Here is a 16,877-nt window from a genome sequence, read left to right as displayed (position 1 = left end):
TTTTGAACGCGGCGCGCCACAAAACAAGGAGCAACACATGCCATATCAAACAATAAATCCGTTCAACAACAAACTCATCAAAGAATACCAGACTCACAATGATAAGCAGGTTGAGGAAGCGCTGGCGACCGCGCATGCCCTGTATAAATCAGACTGGGCGCAAGGCGATATTCAGCAGCGTGTAAAAGTGCTGCATAAGCTTTCAGAAATCATGTCATCGCGCGTCGATGAACTGGCCAAAGTGGTCAGCGTCGAGATGGGTAAACTCATCGAGCAAAGCCGTGGCGAAGTGCAGATTTGCGCCGATATTGCGAAATTCTACGCCGAAAAAGCGGAAGAATTCCTCAAACCAGTGCCGTATAAGTCAGACCTTGGTGAAGCCTGGGTTGAACACCATCCGATTGGCGTGATCATGGCCGTTGAGCCGTGGAACTTCCCGTTCTACCAGCTGATGCGCGTACTGGCGCCAAATCTGGCGTCCGGTAACAGCGTGATTGTAAAACACGCCAGCATCGTGCCGCACTGCGCGGAGACCTTCGAGAAACTGGTCGCCGAAGCCGGTGCGCCAAAAGGCGCGTATACCAACCTGTTTATTTCGCAGGATCAGGTGGCCTCCATCATTGATGATGATCGCGTCCAGGGTGTTGCGCTGACCGGTTCGGAAAAAGCCGGTGCGATCGTTGCCGCCCGCGCCGCGGGTAAGCTGAAAAAATCCACGCTGGAACTCGGCGGGAACGACGTGTTTGCCGTACTCGACGATGCAGATATCGATAAAGCAGCGAAAGCCGGAGCGCAGGCGCGAGTCTCCAACGCAGGTCAGGTGTGTACTGCTGCCAAACGTTTCATCATTCATGAAAAAGTGGCCGATGAATTCCTGAAAAAATTCACCGAACACTTCAGGGCGTTGAAGATGGGCGATCCGCTCGATAAATCCACCACGCTGGGGCCGTTATCTTCTGCCGATGCGGTGAAAACGCTGAGCAAGCAGGTTGACGATGCCGTGAAACACGGCGCCAGATTGCACTTCGGGGGCAAAAAAGTCTCAGACAATCCGGGTAACTTCTTTGAACCGACGATCCTGACGCACATCACCCGCGATAATCCGGCCTATTTCGAAGAGTTCTTCGGCCCTGTCGCGCAGGTTTATGTGGTGAAAAATGATGAGGAACTGGTCAAACTGGCCAATGACTCGCATTACGGCCTCGGCGGTTCAGTATTTACCAAAGACATGAACCGCGCCCGTAAGCTGGCAAGCCAGATTGAAACCGGCATGGTGTACGTCAATTCACCGACAGACACCGCCGCCGAGCTGCCGTTCGGTGGTGTGAAACGCTCCGGTTTCGGCCGTGAACTGTCAGATTTGGGGATCAAAGAGTTTGTAAACCAAAAACTGGTGGTGCTGGCCGCGAAGTCTTAAAGTTTTAATCTTTCCTGATGCCTTCCCTCTCCGCCCGGAGAGGGAATTTCTCCTCCCTTCCCTGTCATTCGTGATCCCTTGATTCACAACAAAGCGGCATGCCTGCGTCCCTCTCTATAATCGAGGCCGTTTGTCTTCCCACTGGTGAATCACATGGCATATGAACTCAATCTCGACTGGCCTGCGTTTTTAGAAAAATACTGGCAGAAACAACCTGTTATCATTAAAAAAGCGTTCACAAATTTTATTGATCCGATAACTCCGGATGAGTTAGCAGGCCTGGCGATGGAGCCTGAGGTGGACAGCCGTCTGGTCAGCCACGCGAACGGTTTGTGGCAGGCGAGTAACGGACCTTTTGAGCATTTCGATAATCTCGGTGAAACCGGCTGGTCGCTGCTAGCTCAGGCCGTTAACCACTGGCATGCACCTTCTGCCGAACTGGTTCGCCCGTTCCGTGTACTGCCGGACTGGCGTCTTGATGACCTCATGATCTCCTATTCCGTGCCGGGCGGCGGTGTCGGCCCGCATATCGATCAGTACGATGTGTTTATCATTCAGGGAATGGGCAGCCGTCGCTGGCGCGTGGGCGATAAATTGCCACTCAAACAATTTTGCCCGCATCCGGCACTGCTGCACGTTGAGCCGTTTACACCCATCATCGACGAAGATCTTGAGCCGGGCGATATCCTGTATATTCCGCCGGGCTTCCCGCACGACGGTTTTACCCATGAAACAGCGATGAACTATTCCGTCGGTTTCCGTGGCCCCAATACCCGCGACTTCATCAGCAGCTTTGCAGACTATGCATTGGAAAACGATCTGGGCGGCGACCACTACAGCGACCCGGATCTGACGCTTCGCGATCACGTTGGCAAAGTGGAAGAGTATGAGCTTGAGCGCGTACGCAACATGATGCACGAGCTCATCAATCAGCCGGAAGAGTTCAAACAATGGTTTGGGCGTTTCGCCACTACGCCACGTCATGAGCTGGATATCGCCCCTGCCGAACCACCGTTTGAAGCCCATGAAATCGTCGATGCGCTGATGCAGGGCGACAGCCTGACGCGTCTGAGCGGCCTGCGCGTGCTGAACGTCGGCGGTCGTTTCTTCGTCAACAGCGAAGCGCTGGAGACTGAGAATGTCGCCGCAGCAGATGCGCTGTGCCGTTACACCCTTATCGGCAAAAAAGAGCTGGGAAATGCGGTGCAGGACCCGGAATTTATCGCCGTGCTCACCGAACTGGTGAATCAGGGTTACTGGTTTTTTGACGATTAATCATCAGACCTGTTGATAACAAAAAAGGCGGCATCCGATGGACGCCGCCTTTTTACGTTGTATGTTTTACTCAGGCCGGTAAAGCTCCACCGGCGTCTTCAATTTGCGTTCTTCAGGCTCGAACAAATCAATTTCTTCGCCATGAATGTATTTTGCCCGCAGCATCGCGGAGATCTTATCCATGGTCATCACAATCACGACCAGAATCAAGGTGATAAACATCACCACATCCCAGTTCCACAGCCGCATATTTTCGGCATAGACCAGACCGATCCCCCCCGCGCCGACAAAACCAAGCACAGCCGCTGAGCGGGTATTGGACTCAATCTGATACAGCGAAAGCGCGAGAAACGTCGGGAAGGACTGCGTGAAGATGCCGAAACGATGGGTTTGCAGCGGTGAAGCACCCAGCGCCCGCAGGCCGCGGCTCGGCGAGCGCTCAACGGCTTCGTGTCCTTCGGCAAACAGTTTGCCGAGCAGTCCTAAATCCTGCATCACAATCGCCAGCACGCCCGCCAGTGGCCCCATGCCGACGGCGCGAACAAAAATCAGCCCCCAGATCGCCATATCCAGCCCGCGCAGAACGTCCAGAAGTCGGCGGATAATCAGCGAAACGGGTTTCAGCAGCGGCGTTGACATCACGTTGCGCGCAGCCAGAAATGACAGCGGCAGCGCCAGGAAAGACGCGGTGATGGTTCCGGCAAATACGATGGCCAGCGTAATGGCAATTTGCGAGAAGTAGTACTTAAACGGCCATTCGGACACGTTGTGCCATACGAACATGCGCAAAAAATAGCGCCCGACTTCGCGGGTGCCGCGCACCATATCGTGCCAGGGAATGCCGAAATAACTGAAGAAATAGACGTAATACAGCGCGATGCCAATGGCCAGTATCGTCAGATAACGCAGATAGCGGCGCTGTGCGGCAAACAGGTGCGCATGCTGCTGTTTAAGGCTGTTCACGATGTGAGGTTCGAGCGCGTCGGTTAGCATCAGAAAGTGCCCTCCACCACGCGTTTGCGCAGTTTGCCTGAAAGATAATCCATCGCCGACACCACCAGAATAATCAGCAGCAAGGTCATGCTGACCTGATCGTAACGATCGAGTTTAATTGAAGTCATCAGCTCCTGCCCGATGCCACCGGCACCTACCAGACCGAGGATCGTCGACTGGCGGAAATTAATTTCCAGTCGCATAAAGCTGTAAGACAGAAAAATCGGTTTAACCTGAGGCCACATGGCGAAGCGCATCCGCTGTAGCCGCCCTGCGCCACAAGCACGCAGTCCGCGCACCGGTTTATCCGAGGCAGTTTCAATGGATTCGTAGAACAGCTTGGTGAGACTGCCGACGGTGTGTAACGTCAGCGCGATAAAGCCCGGAATAGCACCGACGCCAAACGCCATCACGCACATGACCGCCCAGGCCAGCTCCGGCATGGTGCGCAAGAACGCGACAAACGTGCGGATACTGAATTTCAGCCATTTAGGCGAATCGGTATTATTGGCGGCGAGAAAAGCCAGCAGCACAGCCAGCGCGGTGGATAAAATCGTCGAGGAAAGCGCCAGCTGAATAGTTTCCCAAATCAACGGCAACTGAATATTCAGCCTGTAACCCCAATAGGCAAATGAACCTTCCGTATGTCCGTCGGCGAATAATAAAGACCAGTGCAATACCGGCACCGTTTCGCGAATATAATCTAAGAAACTCGGAGCGGAGACAATAATGGTTTTAAGATTCAGTTCGGAAACATTGCCAGACCACAGATATAAGATCAGCATAATCCCGGACCAGATCAGCGCTTCCCGCTTTTGCTTACCGCGTATCTGTTGATAATAACGGTTGAAGTCTTTATTCAAAATAATATTTCCGATTTTCAGATAGTCATTATTCCTCTCCCTGCGAGGGGGGAGGTCAGGAGCGGGTATTACCACGACATTAATGATAAAAGCATTCGCTTACTGAATTGCCATTAATACCCCACCCCGGCCTCCCCATTCACAGAAGAGAAGCTAAAGCTTAACGACCGCCTTTCGTCAGTTCGCGTTTCATATCAATAATCTGCTGATATTCCGCCAGTGACGTTTCGCCGATATGCTGTTTACCACCGACTGCTTTTACGAAGCAGGCGTGGTCTTCTTTATCCAGTTTCTTAATGGCAGAAACCAGTTTGGCTTTAAAGGCTGGCGGCAGATCGCTGCGCACTAAAATCGGGCCGTTAGGGATCAGCGGAGATTCCCAAATAATACGGATTTTCTTCATCAAATCCGGATGGTCCATGCGGATCATGCGGTTGAATGCGCCGGAGGTATAACCGGTTTCACGATCGCCTATCATTGAAGCCCAGGTCACGGCGCCTTCGAACTGGCCGTTCAGCACGCCAAGGATATCCTGCTCATGACCGCCGGAGAAGGTCACGCTGGAGAAGAAGTTGTTATATTTATTGTCAGTGGTGCCGCCAAATTCTTTCTTGAAAGTCTGGTTCGGGATCAGGTAACCGGAAGTGGAATCCGGGTCAGCGAAGCCGAATGATTTACCTTTCAGGTCAGACAGTTTCTGATAAGGGCTGTCGGCTTTAACAACAACAACGGAATGATAACCGCGGGATTTATCCGTATCGTCGATAACAATACCAACCAGGTCTACGGCTTTCGGGTTATTAATATAGACAGAGGCGAAAGACGAAGGTGACATGCTTAATACCATATCCACTTTCTTACCTAATAACCCCTGAATGACACCAGAGTAATCAGAGGAATTACGCAGTTTGGTATCGACATTTAATTCTTTATCGAAGAAATCTTTGACGCACTGATTATCACCGATTTGCTGAGTGGCATTTTGCCCGCCCAAAATACCCATATTTAATTCTTTCGGCGCATCTTCTGCCATGCTGTGCATTGCGGTAAAAGAACCTGCTACAAAGACTGCCAGACGTAATAACTTCTTCATGTAATGGTGACCTTGTGTAGATTGAGAGAAAGTAGAAATAAGGACTGCAAAATTAATAACGTTATATTTTAGCTGTTCACCGCTTCGTGCTCTTCACCGTATAACTGATGCAGAATCCCGTCAGTTAACTGATCCGGGTGACCATCGAAAATAATCTGCCCTTTGGCAATGCCAATGACGCGGGTGCAATAATCTTTCACCAGTTCGACTGAATGTAAATTAACCATTACCGCGATATTTTCTTCGCTGACTTTCTTCAGCGCATTCATGATACGCAGGGTATTTTTCGGATCGAGCGAGGCGACGGGCTCATCGGCCAGCAGAATTTTGGGGTTTTGCATCAGCGCACGGCAAATCGCCACGCGCTGCATCTGACCGCCGGAAAGGTTTTCAGCGCGCTGTAACGCATGCGGCAACATGTGCAACCATTCGAGCAGTGAAATCGCGCGCGCGCGGTCTTCGTCATCAAACTGATTAAAAAAGGATTTGAATGTGGAAGTATGGCTGAGACGTCCGAGCAGAACATTGGTCAGCACATCAAGACGCGGTACCAGACAGAAATCCTGAAAAATCATGCCGCACCCTGAGCGCCAGCGGCGCAGCGCTTTACCGGTCAGCCCCGCCAGTTGCTGTTGTTCACCATTTTCGTAATGACACACCACGCTGCCTTCGGTTAACGGAATGGTACCGTTGAGGACGTGCAACAGCGTGGATTTCCCCGCGCCGGAACGGCCAATAACCGCGACAAACTCACCGGCATGGAGATCAAAATTAATGTCATTCAGGACGCGCTGACCGGATTTATAGGATTTCACCAGGCCTTTGACGTCGAGTACTTTGTTCAGATGCTGCGGCCCGGCCTGAGGATATTCAGCCTGTGCCAGCTTAAGTTGTGCCTGCGCCATGATGCTGTCTCTCGGTTGCTTTCATTATCTGGCGTTCATTAAGCGCGAGTTTTATGACACATCAATGACGATTTAATGGACAGCGCGTGACAAAAAGAGACGAGATTAAGTCTATGATTGGAGGGTGCCAAATGCGCATCACGTCAAAAAAGGAAGATGAAATGGATAATCAGACACTCATCGCCGCATTGAAAGAGATTGCCGGCAGCCGCCATGTCCTCACCGGAGACAGTAACACCGAGCGCTACCGGAAGGGTTTTCGCTCCGGTGGCGGCAAAGCGCTGGCGGTCGTTTTCCCTCAAACGTTGCTGCAGCAGTGGCAACTGCTGAAAGCCTGCATCGCCGCGGACAAAATTGTCATTATGCAGGCCGCCAATACCGGTCTCACCGAGGGATCAACACCCAGCGGCGAGGATTACGATCGCGATATTGTGATTTTCAGCACCCTGAAGCTGGATCAGATCCAACTGCTCAATGGCGGCCATCAGGTAGTAGGTTTCCCCGGCAGCACGCTCTACAAACTGGAAAAAATGCTCAAGCCGTATAACCGCGAACCGCACTCGGTCATCGGATCTTCGTGCATCGGTGCGTCTGTCGTCGGCGGGATCTGCAATAATTCAGGCGGTTCGCTGGTTAAGCGCGGCCCGGCCTATACCGAAATGGCGCTTTATGCACAGATAGATGAGCACGGCGAACTACGGCTGATTAATCATCTGGGCATTAATCTTGGTAAAACGCCGGAAGAGATCCTGAGCCGTCTGGAGCGGGCCGATTATCACGAGGCCGACATCCAGCACGATCAGCGGCTGGCATCGGATCACGATTATGCAGAACGCGTGCGCGAAGTGGATGCCGATACGCCATCGCGCTTTAACGCCGATGAGCGCAGGTTGTTTGAGGCCTCAGGCTGCGCCGGAAAGCTGGCAGTATTTGCGGTGCGTCTGGACACTTTCCCGGCCGAAACCCAGCAGCAAGTGTTTTATATCGGCACCAACAACACCGATGTTCTGACCGAACTGCGCCGTCAGATCCTGCGTGATTTCACCAATCTGCCGGTGGCGGGCGAATATATGCATCGCGATATTTTTGATATCACCGAAGTCTACGGCAAAGACACGTTCATGATGATCGACAAACTCGGCACCGATAAAATGCCGGATATGTTTACCGCTAAAGGCAAATTTGACGCGCATATCAGCAAAGTCCCTTTCCTGCCGAAAAACTTCAGCGACCGCGTGATGCAGTGCCTGAGTAAAGCCCTGCCTAATCATCTCCCGCCACGTATGAAGCAATACCGCGACCGCTTTGAACATCATCTGCTGCTGAAAATGTCTGGTCCAGGCATCGATGAGGCACGCAACTTCCTGACCCGTTTCTTCAGCGATGGTCAGGGGGATTTCTTTATCTGTTCCGCCGACGAAGGCAAGAAAGCGTTCCTGCATCGCTTTGCCGCAGCCGGTGCTGCCGTGCGTTATCACGCGGTGCATGAAAAAGAGGTGGAAGATATTCTGGCGCTGGATATCGCACTGCGCCGAAACGACCGCGAGTGGTTTGAAACCTTGCCGGAGGAGATCGACAACCAGCTGGTTGCAAAACTCTATTACGGGCATTTCATGTGCCACGTTTTCCATCAGGATTACATCGTCAAAAAAGGCGCTGACAGCAAAGCCCTCAAACATCGGATGTTAGAATTGCTCGATGCCAAGGGCGCAGAATATCCCGCCGAGCATAACGTCGGGCATCTTTATCTGGCGAAACCTCATCTGAAGGAATTTTACCGGCAGGCCGATCCGACCAACAGCTTCAATCCCGGGATTGGCAAAACCAGCAAACTCAAGAACTGGCGGGAGTAATTCGCTGGTCGGGATTGCATGACTTTTCTCCCTCCCTACTCATCAACGGAAGGCTGGGATGGGTTATGGCGATTAAGATGCCTTGAATAGCCCACCCCAACCCTGCGCTTCGCAGGGTTGGGGTGGGAGCAAAGCGACTTCATCTGTTAAACGTTAAAATAACTTCGTGCCATAACCCCACATCAATACCGTCAGCGCGAGCAATAATTCGAGAACCAGAACCCCCATGGCCAGCGTTGAGCTGGAGAACAGGAAGCCTTCGCGGCGGTCAATATTGAGGAAGTTAGGAATACCGAGATACAGCAGATAACCGCTGTAGCACAGGCCAATAATCCCGACGAACAGGCATAACCAGACCATCGGATACAACGCGACAATACCGCTGAGGAACATCGGTGTGGCAACGTAGCCGGCGAACACAATACAGCTGTTGAGCGTCGGACGGCTGTCATAGCGACGCGCCATCCAGTAGATGATCCGCCCCATCAGGGCGACAGCGCCGAGCATCAGAACATAAAAAATAACGGCGATATAAGATGCGGTGAACATGGAAACCAGCAGTTTCTGTCCGTCACCGAAATTCCAGCCAAGCTGTGTTGTACCGATAAAGGAACAGACCACCGGGATCAGTGCCATCAGCAGCACATGGTGAGAATACACGTGTGATACAGTTTCCCGTTCACGCTGGATTTGTTGCAGTTCGGGACCGGGATGGGACATCAGCCCCCAGACATGATTTACCATGAAACACCCCCTTGTACGCCGAAAGCCGCCAGCGGCGTTCGAAAATAAGCCTTCGGTAATGCCCGGATATCTTGTCTCACAGGGGCACAGAGAAGGTGGCGACCTGTCTATATTATAGCCGTTATTGAAGACTCTGTTGATACAGCCAATCCCCCACGCAAAGAGACTGGCCATTTTCGGGCCTGTTTATGAAATTTAATGGATGTAACGGGCTGCGGTAAACGTGACGCCCACCAACACCACCATAAGACTGACAATCCACTGGATCACCCGAATTAAACTCTGACTCTGCTTCATCGCGTTTTCAGCAAATATCGCGGGGATTTTTGTCACGGCTACGTCAAGAGCACTGAACCTTTCATCCATTCTGGCGAAACGTTGATCTATCTTTTCGAAACGTTGATCAATCTTGTCGAAACGCTGATCGATTTTTTCAAAGCGCGCCTCCACACGAACATTCATCTCCGTCACCACTTCCTTGATATGACATACCTGTTGTTCAAGCTTACCCACGCGCAGATTGGTGTCAGTGACAACGTCAGTCAGCTTGCTAACCTGCTGTTCGACCTTCCCCATTCTGAGATTCAGGCTGGCGATTTCCTCGCCGTTTTTGATCCCTTGTTTTTCGATATTATTGATCTGGTTTTGCATTAACTTCCTCCTTTGCATTTTTCCCTTAGGTTCTTCCGGACAGACTGGCGCGCCAGGCAAATAGAGCATCGGATTGACGGGCGAGATATCCATTGTTCTGAGTTGGTACATGCGTTGTTATCCTTCACGTAAATTTCCCTGTTCAGACATCCTTAATCTGCAGGCAGTTTGCACTGTATGAATATCCACCTCAAATCAATTTATTACTCGTTTAATACACGAATATTTATGTATCTATACCTGCGAAATTTGCATTGACCAAACCAATAAATATCAAATAAAAGAGCCCCTTACGGGGCTCAGTTACAGCTTCAGTTTAACGGTGAAAGCAGTTTAGTGATGCTGCGGGTTCTGCAGCGCCATTGCACCGCCCTGAGTTTTACGCGCCTGTGTAACTTCTTCCTCGCTGACGGCCGGGGCCTGATTGCCCCACGCGTTACGGATGTAGGTACTCACATCCGCCATCTGCCTGTCGGTCAGTTTCCAGCCAAATTCAGGCATGTCGGCGCTGGTTGGATTGCTGGCCGTTGCAGCTCCCTGCCCGCCGTTCATCAGTACGTGCAGGATGTTGGTCGGTGCGCTGGCTTGCACCCCGTTGTTACCCTTCAGCGCCGGCACCATGTTGCGTACGCCTTCACCGGAATTCTGGTGACAGGCCGCGCAGTTATCCGCGTAGAGGGCCTTGCCACTGGTCATCGCCGGGCTGGCCGCCAGTGGCGTCGACGCATCTTTGCTGCCGGGTAAACTTTTCAGGTAAACCGCAATGGCGTGCAGATCGGAATCCGACAGATGCTGAAGCGAGTTGGTCACCGCTTCGGCCATCGGCCCGGAAGCCACGGTGCGGGCGTTAGCCCCGGTTTTCAGGTACTGAACCACCTCGTCTGTTCCCCAGTCGCCAATGCCCTGACGGGTATTGCCGGTAATTTCCGGGGCAAACCAGCCCTGCAATTCACCGCCCTGCAAATGCACACCAAAGTTATCGCCGCCCAGCGGATTTTTCGCCGTGTGACACGACGTACAATGCCCCAGCCCTTCCACCAGATACGCGCCACGGTTCCACTCCGCCGACTGAGCCGGATCCGCTTCAAACGGTGCGGTATCGAGGAACAGCAGGTTCCAGCCGAACATCATCAGGCGAATGTTATACGGGAACGGCAGGTCAGTTTTCGGGCCATCGTAATGCACCGCTGGCACCTGGTCCAGGTAGGCTTTAATGTCTTTCAGATCCTGATCGCTGACTTTGGCGTAAACGTTGTAAGGCATTGCCGGATAGAGATTTTCGCCATTGATACCCTTGCCATTTCGCACCGCATTAATAAACTGCTGATCGGTCCACCCACCGATACCGGTTTCTTTATCCGATGTGATGTTGGTGGCGTAAATCGTGCCAAATGGCGTGTTCAGGCCGTAACCACCGGCAAAAGGTTTACCGCCGCCCGGCGCGGTATGACAGGCAACGCAGTCACCGGCGAGCGCCAGATATTTACCCCGTTCGATAGCGGTTTTACCGATCATCGTCGCCGCAGCCGGTGCCTGAAATTCTCCGGACTGAATCGAATTGTGGCCAATTTTGTAACCGACAAAAACCAGGCCGCCAAGGGCGACCACGCCCACAAGAACCGCAAATTTTTTCTTCACGCTCATGATTAAACCCTCACCAGCGGACCTGGAGATTTCAGATACTGAGTTTTGATGGCTTCCGCTGCCCACAGCGTCAGCGCGCCCACAGTACCGGTCGGGTTGTATCCGCCGTTATTGGCGAAGGCCGATGCCCCACACACAAAGACGTTATGCACATCCCAGCTTTGCAGATAGCGGTTTACGGCACTGGTTTTTGGATTGTCGCCCATGCACGCCCCCCCGGTGGTGTGCGAAGAAAGGTTGTCCATCGGCGAGAACGGTTTCGCCGTCGGTTCCTGACGCACGACAGTTTTCGCACCCATCGCGTGGGCAATTTCTTCCGAACGGTCGGCCATGAATTTGCCGGAGCGCTTATCGTTTTCGATCCAGTCGAAGGTCACACGCAGCAGAGGCTGGCCGTGGCGGTCCTTATAGTCTGGATCGAGATCGAGGAACACATCGCGGTGCGGGTAACTGTTCCCCATGCAATAAACGTTGTTGTAGTTCTGATAGCTGTGTTTGACCGCTTTTTTCCAGTCTGCACCCCAGCGCGGCGTGCCCGGCGGGACGTTATTGGAATAGCCGATCGGACGGCCATTGGTGGAGTGCACCAGCGCCACACCACCGCCGATGAAATCGTGACCGGTGTGATCGAAGTTGTCGCCGTTGAAATCGTCAATCGCCTGCGACAATGCACCGGCACCGATGAACGGATTCATCATTTCATCTTCAAAGAAGAAACCCGCGCCGGACACGGTCTGATAGGCATAGTTACGCCCCACCACGCCTTCGCCGGTTTTGTGATCGTAAGGCTGGCCAATGCCCGAAAGCAGCATCAGACGCACGTTGTCCATCTGGTAAGCAGAAATCACCACGATATCCGCCGGTTGCTCCCACACCACGCCATCGCTGCCGATGAAGGTCACGCCGGTGGCGGTTTTGCCGTCGGCGGCTTTATTGACACGCAGCACTTCAGATTCAGTGATCACCGTGAAGTTAGGGCGCTGCATGACCGCAGGCAAAATGCAGGCATTCGGGCTACTCTTAGACCAGTTACCGCAGCCGAAGAACTCGCAGTAGCCGCAGTAGGTGCACGGCGCCATATTCACTCCCAGCGGGTTGGTATACGCGCCGGAAGTGTTGCCCGCCGGTACAGCAAACGGGTGATAGCCCATCTCACGGGTGGCTTTGTCGAAAATCATCGACAGCTCGGTGCGCTTAAGCGGCGGCAGCGGATAATCGCGGCTGCGCGGGCCTTCAAACACGTTACCGCCTTCGATCTTCTGCCCTTTGATATTGCCCGCTTTACCGGACGTCCCGGCGTAGCGTTCAAATTTGTCGTAGAAAGGTTCGATGTCATCATAGGTGACGCCCCAGTCCTGCACCTGCATCCCGTCGAGGAATTTCTCTTTGCCGTAGCGCTCCACCGTCTGGCTGTAGCTCTGGAAATCGTACGGCAGAAAGCGCCAGGTCATGCCGTTCCAGTGGGTGCCCGCACCGCCGACGTTCATGCCGAACTGATAGGTGTTGAATTCGCGCAGCGGCAGCGCCTGCTGGATAGGATTGTTACGAAACGTCAGGGTTTCCACCGCCGTCGGCTGCATGATCGCGCGGCGGCTGACGAAACGCAGCTCGTCAGTATCAATGGTGGTCGGGAAATCATTACTGGTGTCGCGCCATGAGCCGCGCTCAATCGCCACGACATTCAGCCCCGCCAGCGTCAGCTCATTCGCCATCAACGAACCGGCCCATCCGAGGCCGACGATTACTGCATCGACCTTCTCACGTTTATTGCTCATCTTTCTTGTGCTCCTGAGGATCTCAAAATGCCCGTGCCGTTTACGGACGGCTTTTTATGATTTTTCGTATCGGGTCAGCATACTGACGGGTTCGATGTGCAGATCTTCACCACGACGGTCGATCACATCGCGGAAGTCATATTTCGCACCGGGAAAACCCAGCATCTTCCAGCTCGCCATATCCTTGTTGCCGCCGTAAAGCGGATCGGAGAAGAAGCCTTCGCGCATGTTTTGCACCAGCATGTTAAAAAACAGTGGACCGTTTACGCCGCTGAGCGGGATCTCGCCGGACTCGATGCGGCGCAGTAAATCATCCTGCTCAATGCCGGTCAGTTCAGTGAAGTTTTTTCCGCTGTTGCGGGCTTTGGCGACGTCATTCAGTGCCGCCAGACCGAGTTTGTAGCGCTCGGCAGGCGTGTCTTTATATTGAGGCCCCGCCTGTGGCAGACCATCCTGAATCACCGGACCGAGACGGTAGGTCGTCACCGCGTTGCCGTAATCACCACTCAGCTGGCGGTCAAGAAACACCGCGCAACCGGCCTCTTTACCGCCAATGCTCAGCTCATCGGCTGGAATAATGCGGTCAGCCAGGGTTTCAATCAGGCTGACCTCATCCGGCGTGAAGAAGGTCCATTCCCCTGCAACGACGGGTTTTGGCGGGCGTACCGAGTGAACAATCCACGGCATGCCGCCCGAAAAGATTTTGGCTTTAACCTTCAGCGCGGTGCTGAACAGCAGCACGGCCATCGAGGTCAGAAAATGTCTGCGTTTCACGATAATTCTCCTTGTTAACGCACTGTGGCGGGGCGTACCCACAAAAGGGACGTGGGCTTTGAATATGTGACGGAGATTATACGAAGATGTTAGATGAAAGTAAGATATTTCGAACCATATGGTTCATATTTTATTTAATAAATATCAATGCATTATGATTTTCGTAGTGAGTTAGCACACTAAGTAACAAATAGTTACAGGCAAAACGCCCTCCACAACACCTCAACAAACCGTTAACGTAAGAGCGAAGACTTTCCCCCGGAGACCACCATGCGCATCACCTGCTTACACACGGCAGACAGCAATATTGCCGTTTTCGACAACGCCGCCCGCCAGCTTGGGCTTATGCATCATGAAATTACGCATCTCTCGCGCCCTGATTTACTCGCCGCGGCGGAACGTGCCGGAGGGCTGACGGCTGAACTGCGCCAGCAGACGGCGGATTTACTGGTGAATCTGGCGGCAACCGCCGACCGGGTATTGCTGACCTGCTCAACGCTCGGCGCGGCGGCTACGCTTGCCAACGAAAGCAGCGCCGCGCCGGTCTTGCGCGTGGATCAGGCGCTGGCGGCACAGGCGATGCAGACGCCGGGAAACGTCGTGGTGCTCTGCGCAGTGGAAACCACGCTCGGCCCAACACGAACGCTGTTTGAGCAGGCAGAACAGCATCCGCAGGCGGCCCTTGAGGTGCGTCTGGTAAACGGCGCGTGGGAGAAATTCAAACAGGGAAATCTGGCGGGATATTTACAGACCGTTGCCGCCGCCGCTGATGCGGCTTATCGTCAGGGCGCAAACTGCGTGGTATTGGCGCAGGCGTCGATGGCCGGTGCCGCGGAGCTGACACAAACCGGCGTGCCGCTGACCAGCCCGGTATGTGGCCTGCGCGCGGTAGTTGCCAAACCGGAGGCATAAGTTGCAGGCATCGGGCAGGCGAAAATGGCAAGAGTGTCTATACTCAAGGTGAAATATCATCGGCTTAGCTGCGCGGGCCGGTGAAGGCTAAGAGAGAATTAAGGAAAAAACATGAAAATTATTCTGTGGATTATCGCCATTATCTTTATCGTCGGCTTACTCACCCTGACCGGGGTATTTAAACTGATTTTCTGATTGTTACGTCTGAAAAAGTTTCCCTGCATAAACGAAAAAGTCCGGCCTCTGCGCCGGACTTTTCGTTTTGATACCAAGTGCGAACTAGTCCTGCGCTTCTTCCACACTTGGCTGGGTTTTCTGCTGATCTTTCTGCTTACGGTAGTTTTTCGCAATCTGAGGAACAGGCACGGTTTTGCCGGTTTCCATCCAGGTGCGCAGACGGTTGGCATCCGCAAAGGCGGTGAATTTCCCGAAAGCATCCATCACGACCAGTGTCACCGGTTTGCCGTTGATCGTAGTGCGCATCGCCAGACAGTGCCCGGCGTCATCAGTGTAGCCGGTTTTGGTCAGCTGAATGCTCCACGACGGATTCATGATCAGATGGTTGGTATTTCGAAACGGCAAGGCATAAGCAGGATGGCTGAACACCGCGGTTTTTTCCGAGGTGGTGCTCAGTTCGCCAATCAGCGGATAGCGCTGAGAAGCCAGCAGCAGGCGGGTCAGATCACGCGCCGTCGAGACGTTGCGCGGCGACAAACCGGTCGGTTCCACATATCGGGTATGGGTCATACCCAGTGATTTAGCTTTAGCATTCATGGCCTTGATGAATGCACCGTAACCGCCCGGATAATGCGCAGCCAGGCTGGCTGCCGCACGATTTTCTGAGGACATTAACGCCAACTGGATCATCTGACGGCGGGTAATTTCACTGTTGAGTTTCACGCGGGAGAACACGCCGCGCATCTCAGGGGTATTACTGATATCGATATTAATGACTTCATCCAGCGGCAATTTCGCATCCAGCGTCACCATGGCGGTCATCAGTTTAGTCAGGGAGGCAATCGGCCTCACCTCATCAGGATTTCGGGAGTAAATCACTTCGTGGCTTTTAAGATCAACCACCATAGCGCTGCCGGAAGCAATTTGAACAATCGGGGCGACAGCCTGCTCTTGCTTTGCAGCAAAGGCGGCAGGGGCAGACAACATGCCGGTGTTTAAGGCGAGTAAGCTCAGAACTAAAAGACGGATTTTCACATGCATTGCTCTGTATTTAAGAAAGTTGTCATAAATTCATGTCGAAACAGCCGCCGAATTATAAGTTAGGTGAATAGTCTTAGCACTCGCAATTTGCAAATCTATTTGTCACAAAGTCTGTCACTCAAGCCCCGCAGACTCGGGTTTGGCGAGTAAGCGAGCACTTGCGTGACGAAGAAAGCCATACTCAGAAATTTACAGCGCCGGTTTCAGCTGACGGCTGTCATTGGCGAACAGGTGAAGGCGTCAGAAAAAGATAAAAAAGGGAAGCTTAAACCGGCTCCCCTGTTGTTCTGACACTGTGAATTACTGATTTTCAATCAGATAACCGATCTCCTGCCCGTACGAAAGTTCGAGCGTATTGCCGTCGGGATCATCGAGAAAAGCCCAGTAGCCTACGGGTGCGCCGGAATCGGTGGGTTCCTGACGCAGAACGCCTGCGGTGCGGGCTTCGGCCAGTTTGGCATCCATTGCTTCTTTCGACACGCAGGCCACGCCGAGGTGGCCGAATGGGCCGAGTTGGGTATCTCTGGACTCAGGGTCTTCCGCCAGAACGATGGCGAAGTGGCGGGTCATGTCGCTCAGCCACGCGACGGGTCGGGCGCTTGTGCCCCGCTCTCCACGCCGGTGGATGACTTTCATGTTGGCGAATTGTTGATAAAACGCGATGCTCGCATCGAGATCTTTTACAGCAAAGGCAATGTGGCTCAGGCCGATATCGTTGTTTTCCATGATACTTCTCCATTTTTAAGCGTTGCCGCGTGGA

At 53.1% G+C, this 16,877-nt stretch carries 15 protein-coding genes; 4 read left to right on the top strand and 11 right to left on the bottom strand.

The annotated features are described in order from the left end of the window. The first annotated feature begins 37 nt into the window (after positions 1–37). Both ACMHLI_RS10195 and ACMHLI_RS10190 read left to right on the top strand, forming a co-directional pair. Positions 38–1,417 carry an NAD-dependent succinate-semialdehyde dehydrogenase gene (locus tag ACMHLI_RS10195; protein WP_413529355.1) on the top strand — a complete coding sequence of 460 codons (1,380 nt, stop codon included), beginning with the start codon at positions 38–40 and terminating at the stop codon, positions 1,415–1,417. Between the two features lie 153 nt (positions 1,418–1,570). After that, positions 1,571–2,692, top strand: a complete 1,122-nt coding sequence (locus ACMHLI_RS10190) for a JmjC domain-containing protein (protein WP_413529354.1) — start codon at positions 1,571–1,573, stop codon at positions 2,690–2,692. A gap of 66 nt (positions 2,693–2,758) precedes the next feature. Here the strand turns inward: ACMHLI_RS10190 and phnE (ACMHLI_RS10185) are convergent, their stop codons facing one another. The 4 genes from phnE (ACMHLI_RS10185) to phnC form a co-directional block, all read right to left on the bottom strand. Continuing rightward, a complete protein-coding gene (gene phnE, locus ACMHLI_RS10185) occupies positions 2,759–3,685 on the bottom strand; it encodes a phosphonate ABC transporter, permease protein PhnE (protein ID WP_413529353.1) in 927 nt (308 codons plus the stop codon). Continuing rightward, positions 3,685–4,548, bottom strand: coding sequence for a phosphonate ABC transporter, permease protein PhnE (phnE, locus tag ACMHLI_RS10180; RefSeq protein ID WP_112167018.1), 864 nt, complete (start codon positions 4,546–4,548; stop codon positions 3,685–3,687). Before phnE (ACMHLI_RS10180) ends, phnE (ACMHLI_RS10185) begins: the two co-directional genes overlap by 1 nt. Before the next feature lie 160 nt (positions 4,549–4,708). After that, positions 4,709–5,641 carry a phosphonate ABC transporter substrate-binding protein gene (gene phnD, locus ACMHLI_RS10175; protein WP_413529352.1) on the bottom strand — a complete coding sequence of 311 codons (933 nt, stop codon included), beginning with the start codon at positions 5,639–5,641 and terminating at the stop codon, positions 4,709–4,711. 68 nt (positions 5,642–5,709) lie between these two features. Next, positions 5,710–6,546, bottom strand: a complete 837-nt coding sequence (gene phnC / locus ACMHLI_RS10170; protein WP_413529351.1) for a phosphonate ABC transporter ATP-binding protein — start codon at positions 6,544–6,546, stop codon at positions 5,710–5,712. 161 nt (positions 6,547–6,707) lie between these two features. Between phnC and dld the strand changes: the two genes are divergently transcribed. After that, on the top strand, positions 6,708–8,399 hold the full coding sequence (gene dld, locus ACMHLI_RS10165) for a D-lactate dehydrogenase (protein ID WP_413529350.1): 1,692 nt from the start codon (positions 6,708–6,710) through the stop codon (positions 8,397–8,399). A gap of 153 nt (positions 8,400–8,552) precedes the next feature. Here dld and ACMHLI_RS10160 read toward each other — a convergent pair whose 3' ends face one another. The 5 genes from ACMHLI_RS10160 to ACMHLI_RS10140 form a co-directional block, all read right to left on the bottom strand. Further along, on the bottom strand, positions 8,553–9,143 hold the full coding sequence (locus ACMHLI_RS10160) for a Yip1 family protein (RefSeq protein ID WP_213052213.1): 591 nt from the start codon (positions 9,141–9,143) through the stop codon (positions 8,553–8,555). Between the two features lie 195 nt (positions 9,144–9,338). Then, positions 9,339–9,905 (bottom strand): hypothetical protein, encoded by a 567-nt coding sequence (locus ACMHLI_RS10155; RefSeq protein WP_413529349.1) that lies wholly within the window; start codon positions 9,903–9,905, stop codon positions 9,339–9,341. A 222-nt stretch (positions 9,906–10,127) separates the two neighbouring features. Then, entirely contained in the window at positions 10,128–11,438 is a 1,311-nt protein-coding gene (locus tag ACMHLI_RS10150; protein WP_413529348.1) for a c-type cytochrome, read from the bottom strand. A gap of 2 nt (positions 11,439–11,440) precedes the next feature. Further along, the gene (locus tag ACMHLI_RS10145) at positions 11,441–13,213 is read right to left on the bottom strand and encodes a GMC family oxidoreductase (protein ID WP_112167006.1); all 1,773 of its coding nucleotides are present in this window, start codon (positions 13,211–13,213) and stop codon (positions 11,441–11,443) included. 54 nt (positions 13,214–13,267) lie between these two features. After that, positions 13,268–13,987, bottom strand: coding sequence for a gluconate 2-dehydrogenase subunit 3 family protein (locus ACMHLI_RS10140; RefSeq protein ID WP_413529347.1), 720 nt, complete (start codon positions 13,985–13,987; stop codon positions 13,268–13,270). 270 nt (positions 13,988–14,257) lie between these two features. Here ACMHLI_RS10140 and ACMHLI_RS10135 point away from each other — a divergent pair, with 270 nt between their 5' ends. Next, complete coding sequence (locus ACMHLI_RS10135; RefSeq protein ID WP_413529346.1) at positions 14,258–14,899, top strand: aspartate/glutamate racemase family protein; 642 nt, start codon at positions 14,258–14,260, stop codon at positions 14,897–14,899. Positions 14,900–15,178: 279 nt separating this feature from the next. Here ACMHLI_RS10135 and pbpG read toward each other — a convergent pair whose 3' ends face one another. After that, the gene (gene pbpG / locus ACMHLI_RS10130; protein WP_413529345.1) at positions 15,179–16,117 is read right to left on the bottom strand and encodes a D-alanyl-D-alanine endopeptidase; all 939 of its coding nucleotides are present in this window, start codon (positions 16,115–16,117) and stop codon (positions 15,179–15,181) included. A gap of 300 nt (positions 16,118–16,417) precedes the next feature. Continuing rightward, a complete protein-coding gene (locus ACMHLI_RS10125; RefSeq protein WP_413529344.1) occupies positions 16,418–16,843 on the bottom strand; it encodes a VOC family protein in 426 nt (141 codons plus the stop codon). Positions 16,844–16,877: the final 34 nt, after the last annotated feature.

The organism is Rahnella inusitata (assembly GCF_965118895.1).
Lineage (GTDB): Bacteria > Pseudomonadota > Gammaproteobacteria > Enterobacterales > Enterobacteriaceae > Rahnella > Rahnella inusitata_A.
The sequence above is the reverse complement of the archived record's forward strand: the minus strand, read 5'-3'. Positions and strand labels throughout refer to the sequence as shown.

Coding starts and splice junctions, on each gene's coding strand:
- phnC (WP_413529351.1), bottom strand. CDS start 6,546: ATGGCGCAGGCACAACTTAAGCTGGCACAGGCTGAATATCCTCAGGCC.
- phnD (WP_413529352.1), bottom strand. CDS start 5,641: ATGAAGAAGTTATTACGTCTGGCAGTCTTTGTAGCAGGTTCTTTTACC.
- pbpG (WP_413529345.1), bottom strand. CDS start 16,117: ATGCATGTGAAAATCCGTCTTTTAGTTCTGAGCTTACTCGCCTTAAAC.
- ACMHLI_RS10150 (WP_413529348.1), bottom strand. CDS start 11,438: ATGAGCGTGAAGAAAAAATTTGCGGTTCTTGTGGGCGTGGTCGCCCTT.
- ACMHLI_RS10135 (WP_413529346.1), top strand. CDS start 14,258: ATGCGCATCACCTGCTTACACACGGCAGACAGCAATATTGCCGTTTTC.
- ACMHLI_RS10190 (WP_413529354.1), top strand. CDS start 1,571: ATGGCATATGAACTCAATCTCGACTGGCCTGCGTTTTTAGAAAAATAC.
- ACMHLI_RS10155 (WP_413529349.1), bottom strand. CDS start 9,905: ATGTACCAACTCAGAACAATGGATATCTCGCCCGTCAATCCGATGCTC.
- ACMHLI_RS10125 (WP_413529344.1), bottom strand. CDS start 16,843: ATGGAAAACAACGATATCGGCCTGAGCCACATTGCCTTTGCTGTAAAA.
- dld (WP_413529350.1), top strand. CDS start 6,708: ATGGATAATCAGACACTCATCGCCGCATTGAAAGAGATTGCCGGCAGC.
- ACMHLI_RS10145 (WP_112167006.1), bottom strand. CDS start 13,213: ATGAGCAATAAACGTGAGAAGGTCGATGCAGTAATCGTCGGCCTCGGA.
- ACMHLI_RS10160 (WP_213052213.1), bottom strand. CDS start 9,143: ATGGTAAATCATGTCTGGGGGCTGATGTCCCATCCCGGTCCCGAACTG.
- ACMHLI_RS10195 (WP_413529355.1), top strand. CDS start 38: ATGCCATATCAAACAATAAATCCGTTCAACAACAAACTCATCAAAGAA.
- phnE (WP_413529353.1), bottom strand. CDS start 3,685: ATGCTAACCGACGCGCTCGAACCTCACATCGTGAACAGCCTTAAACAG.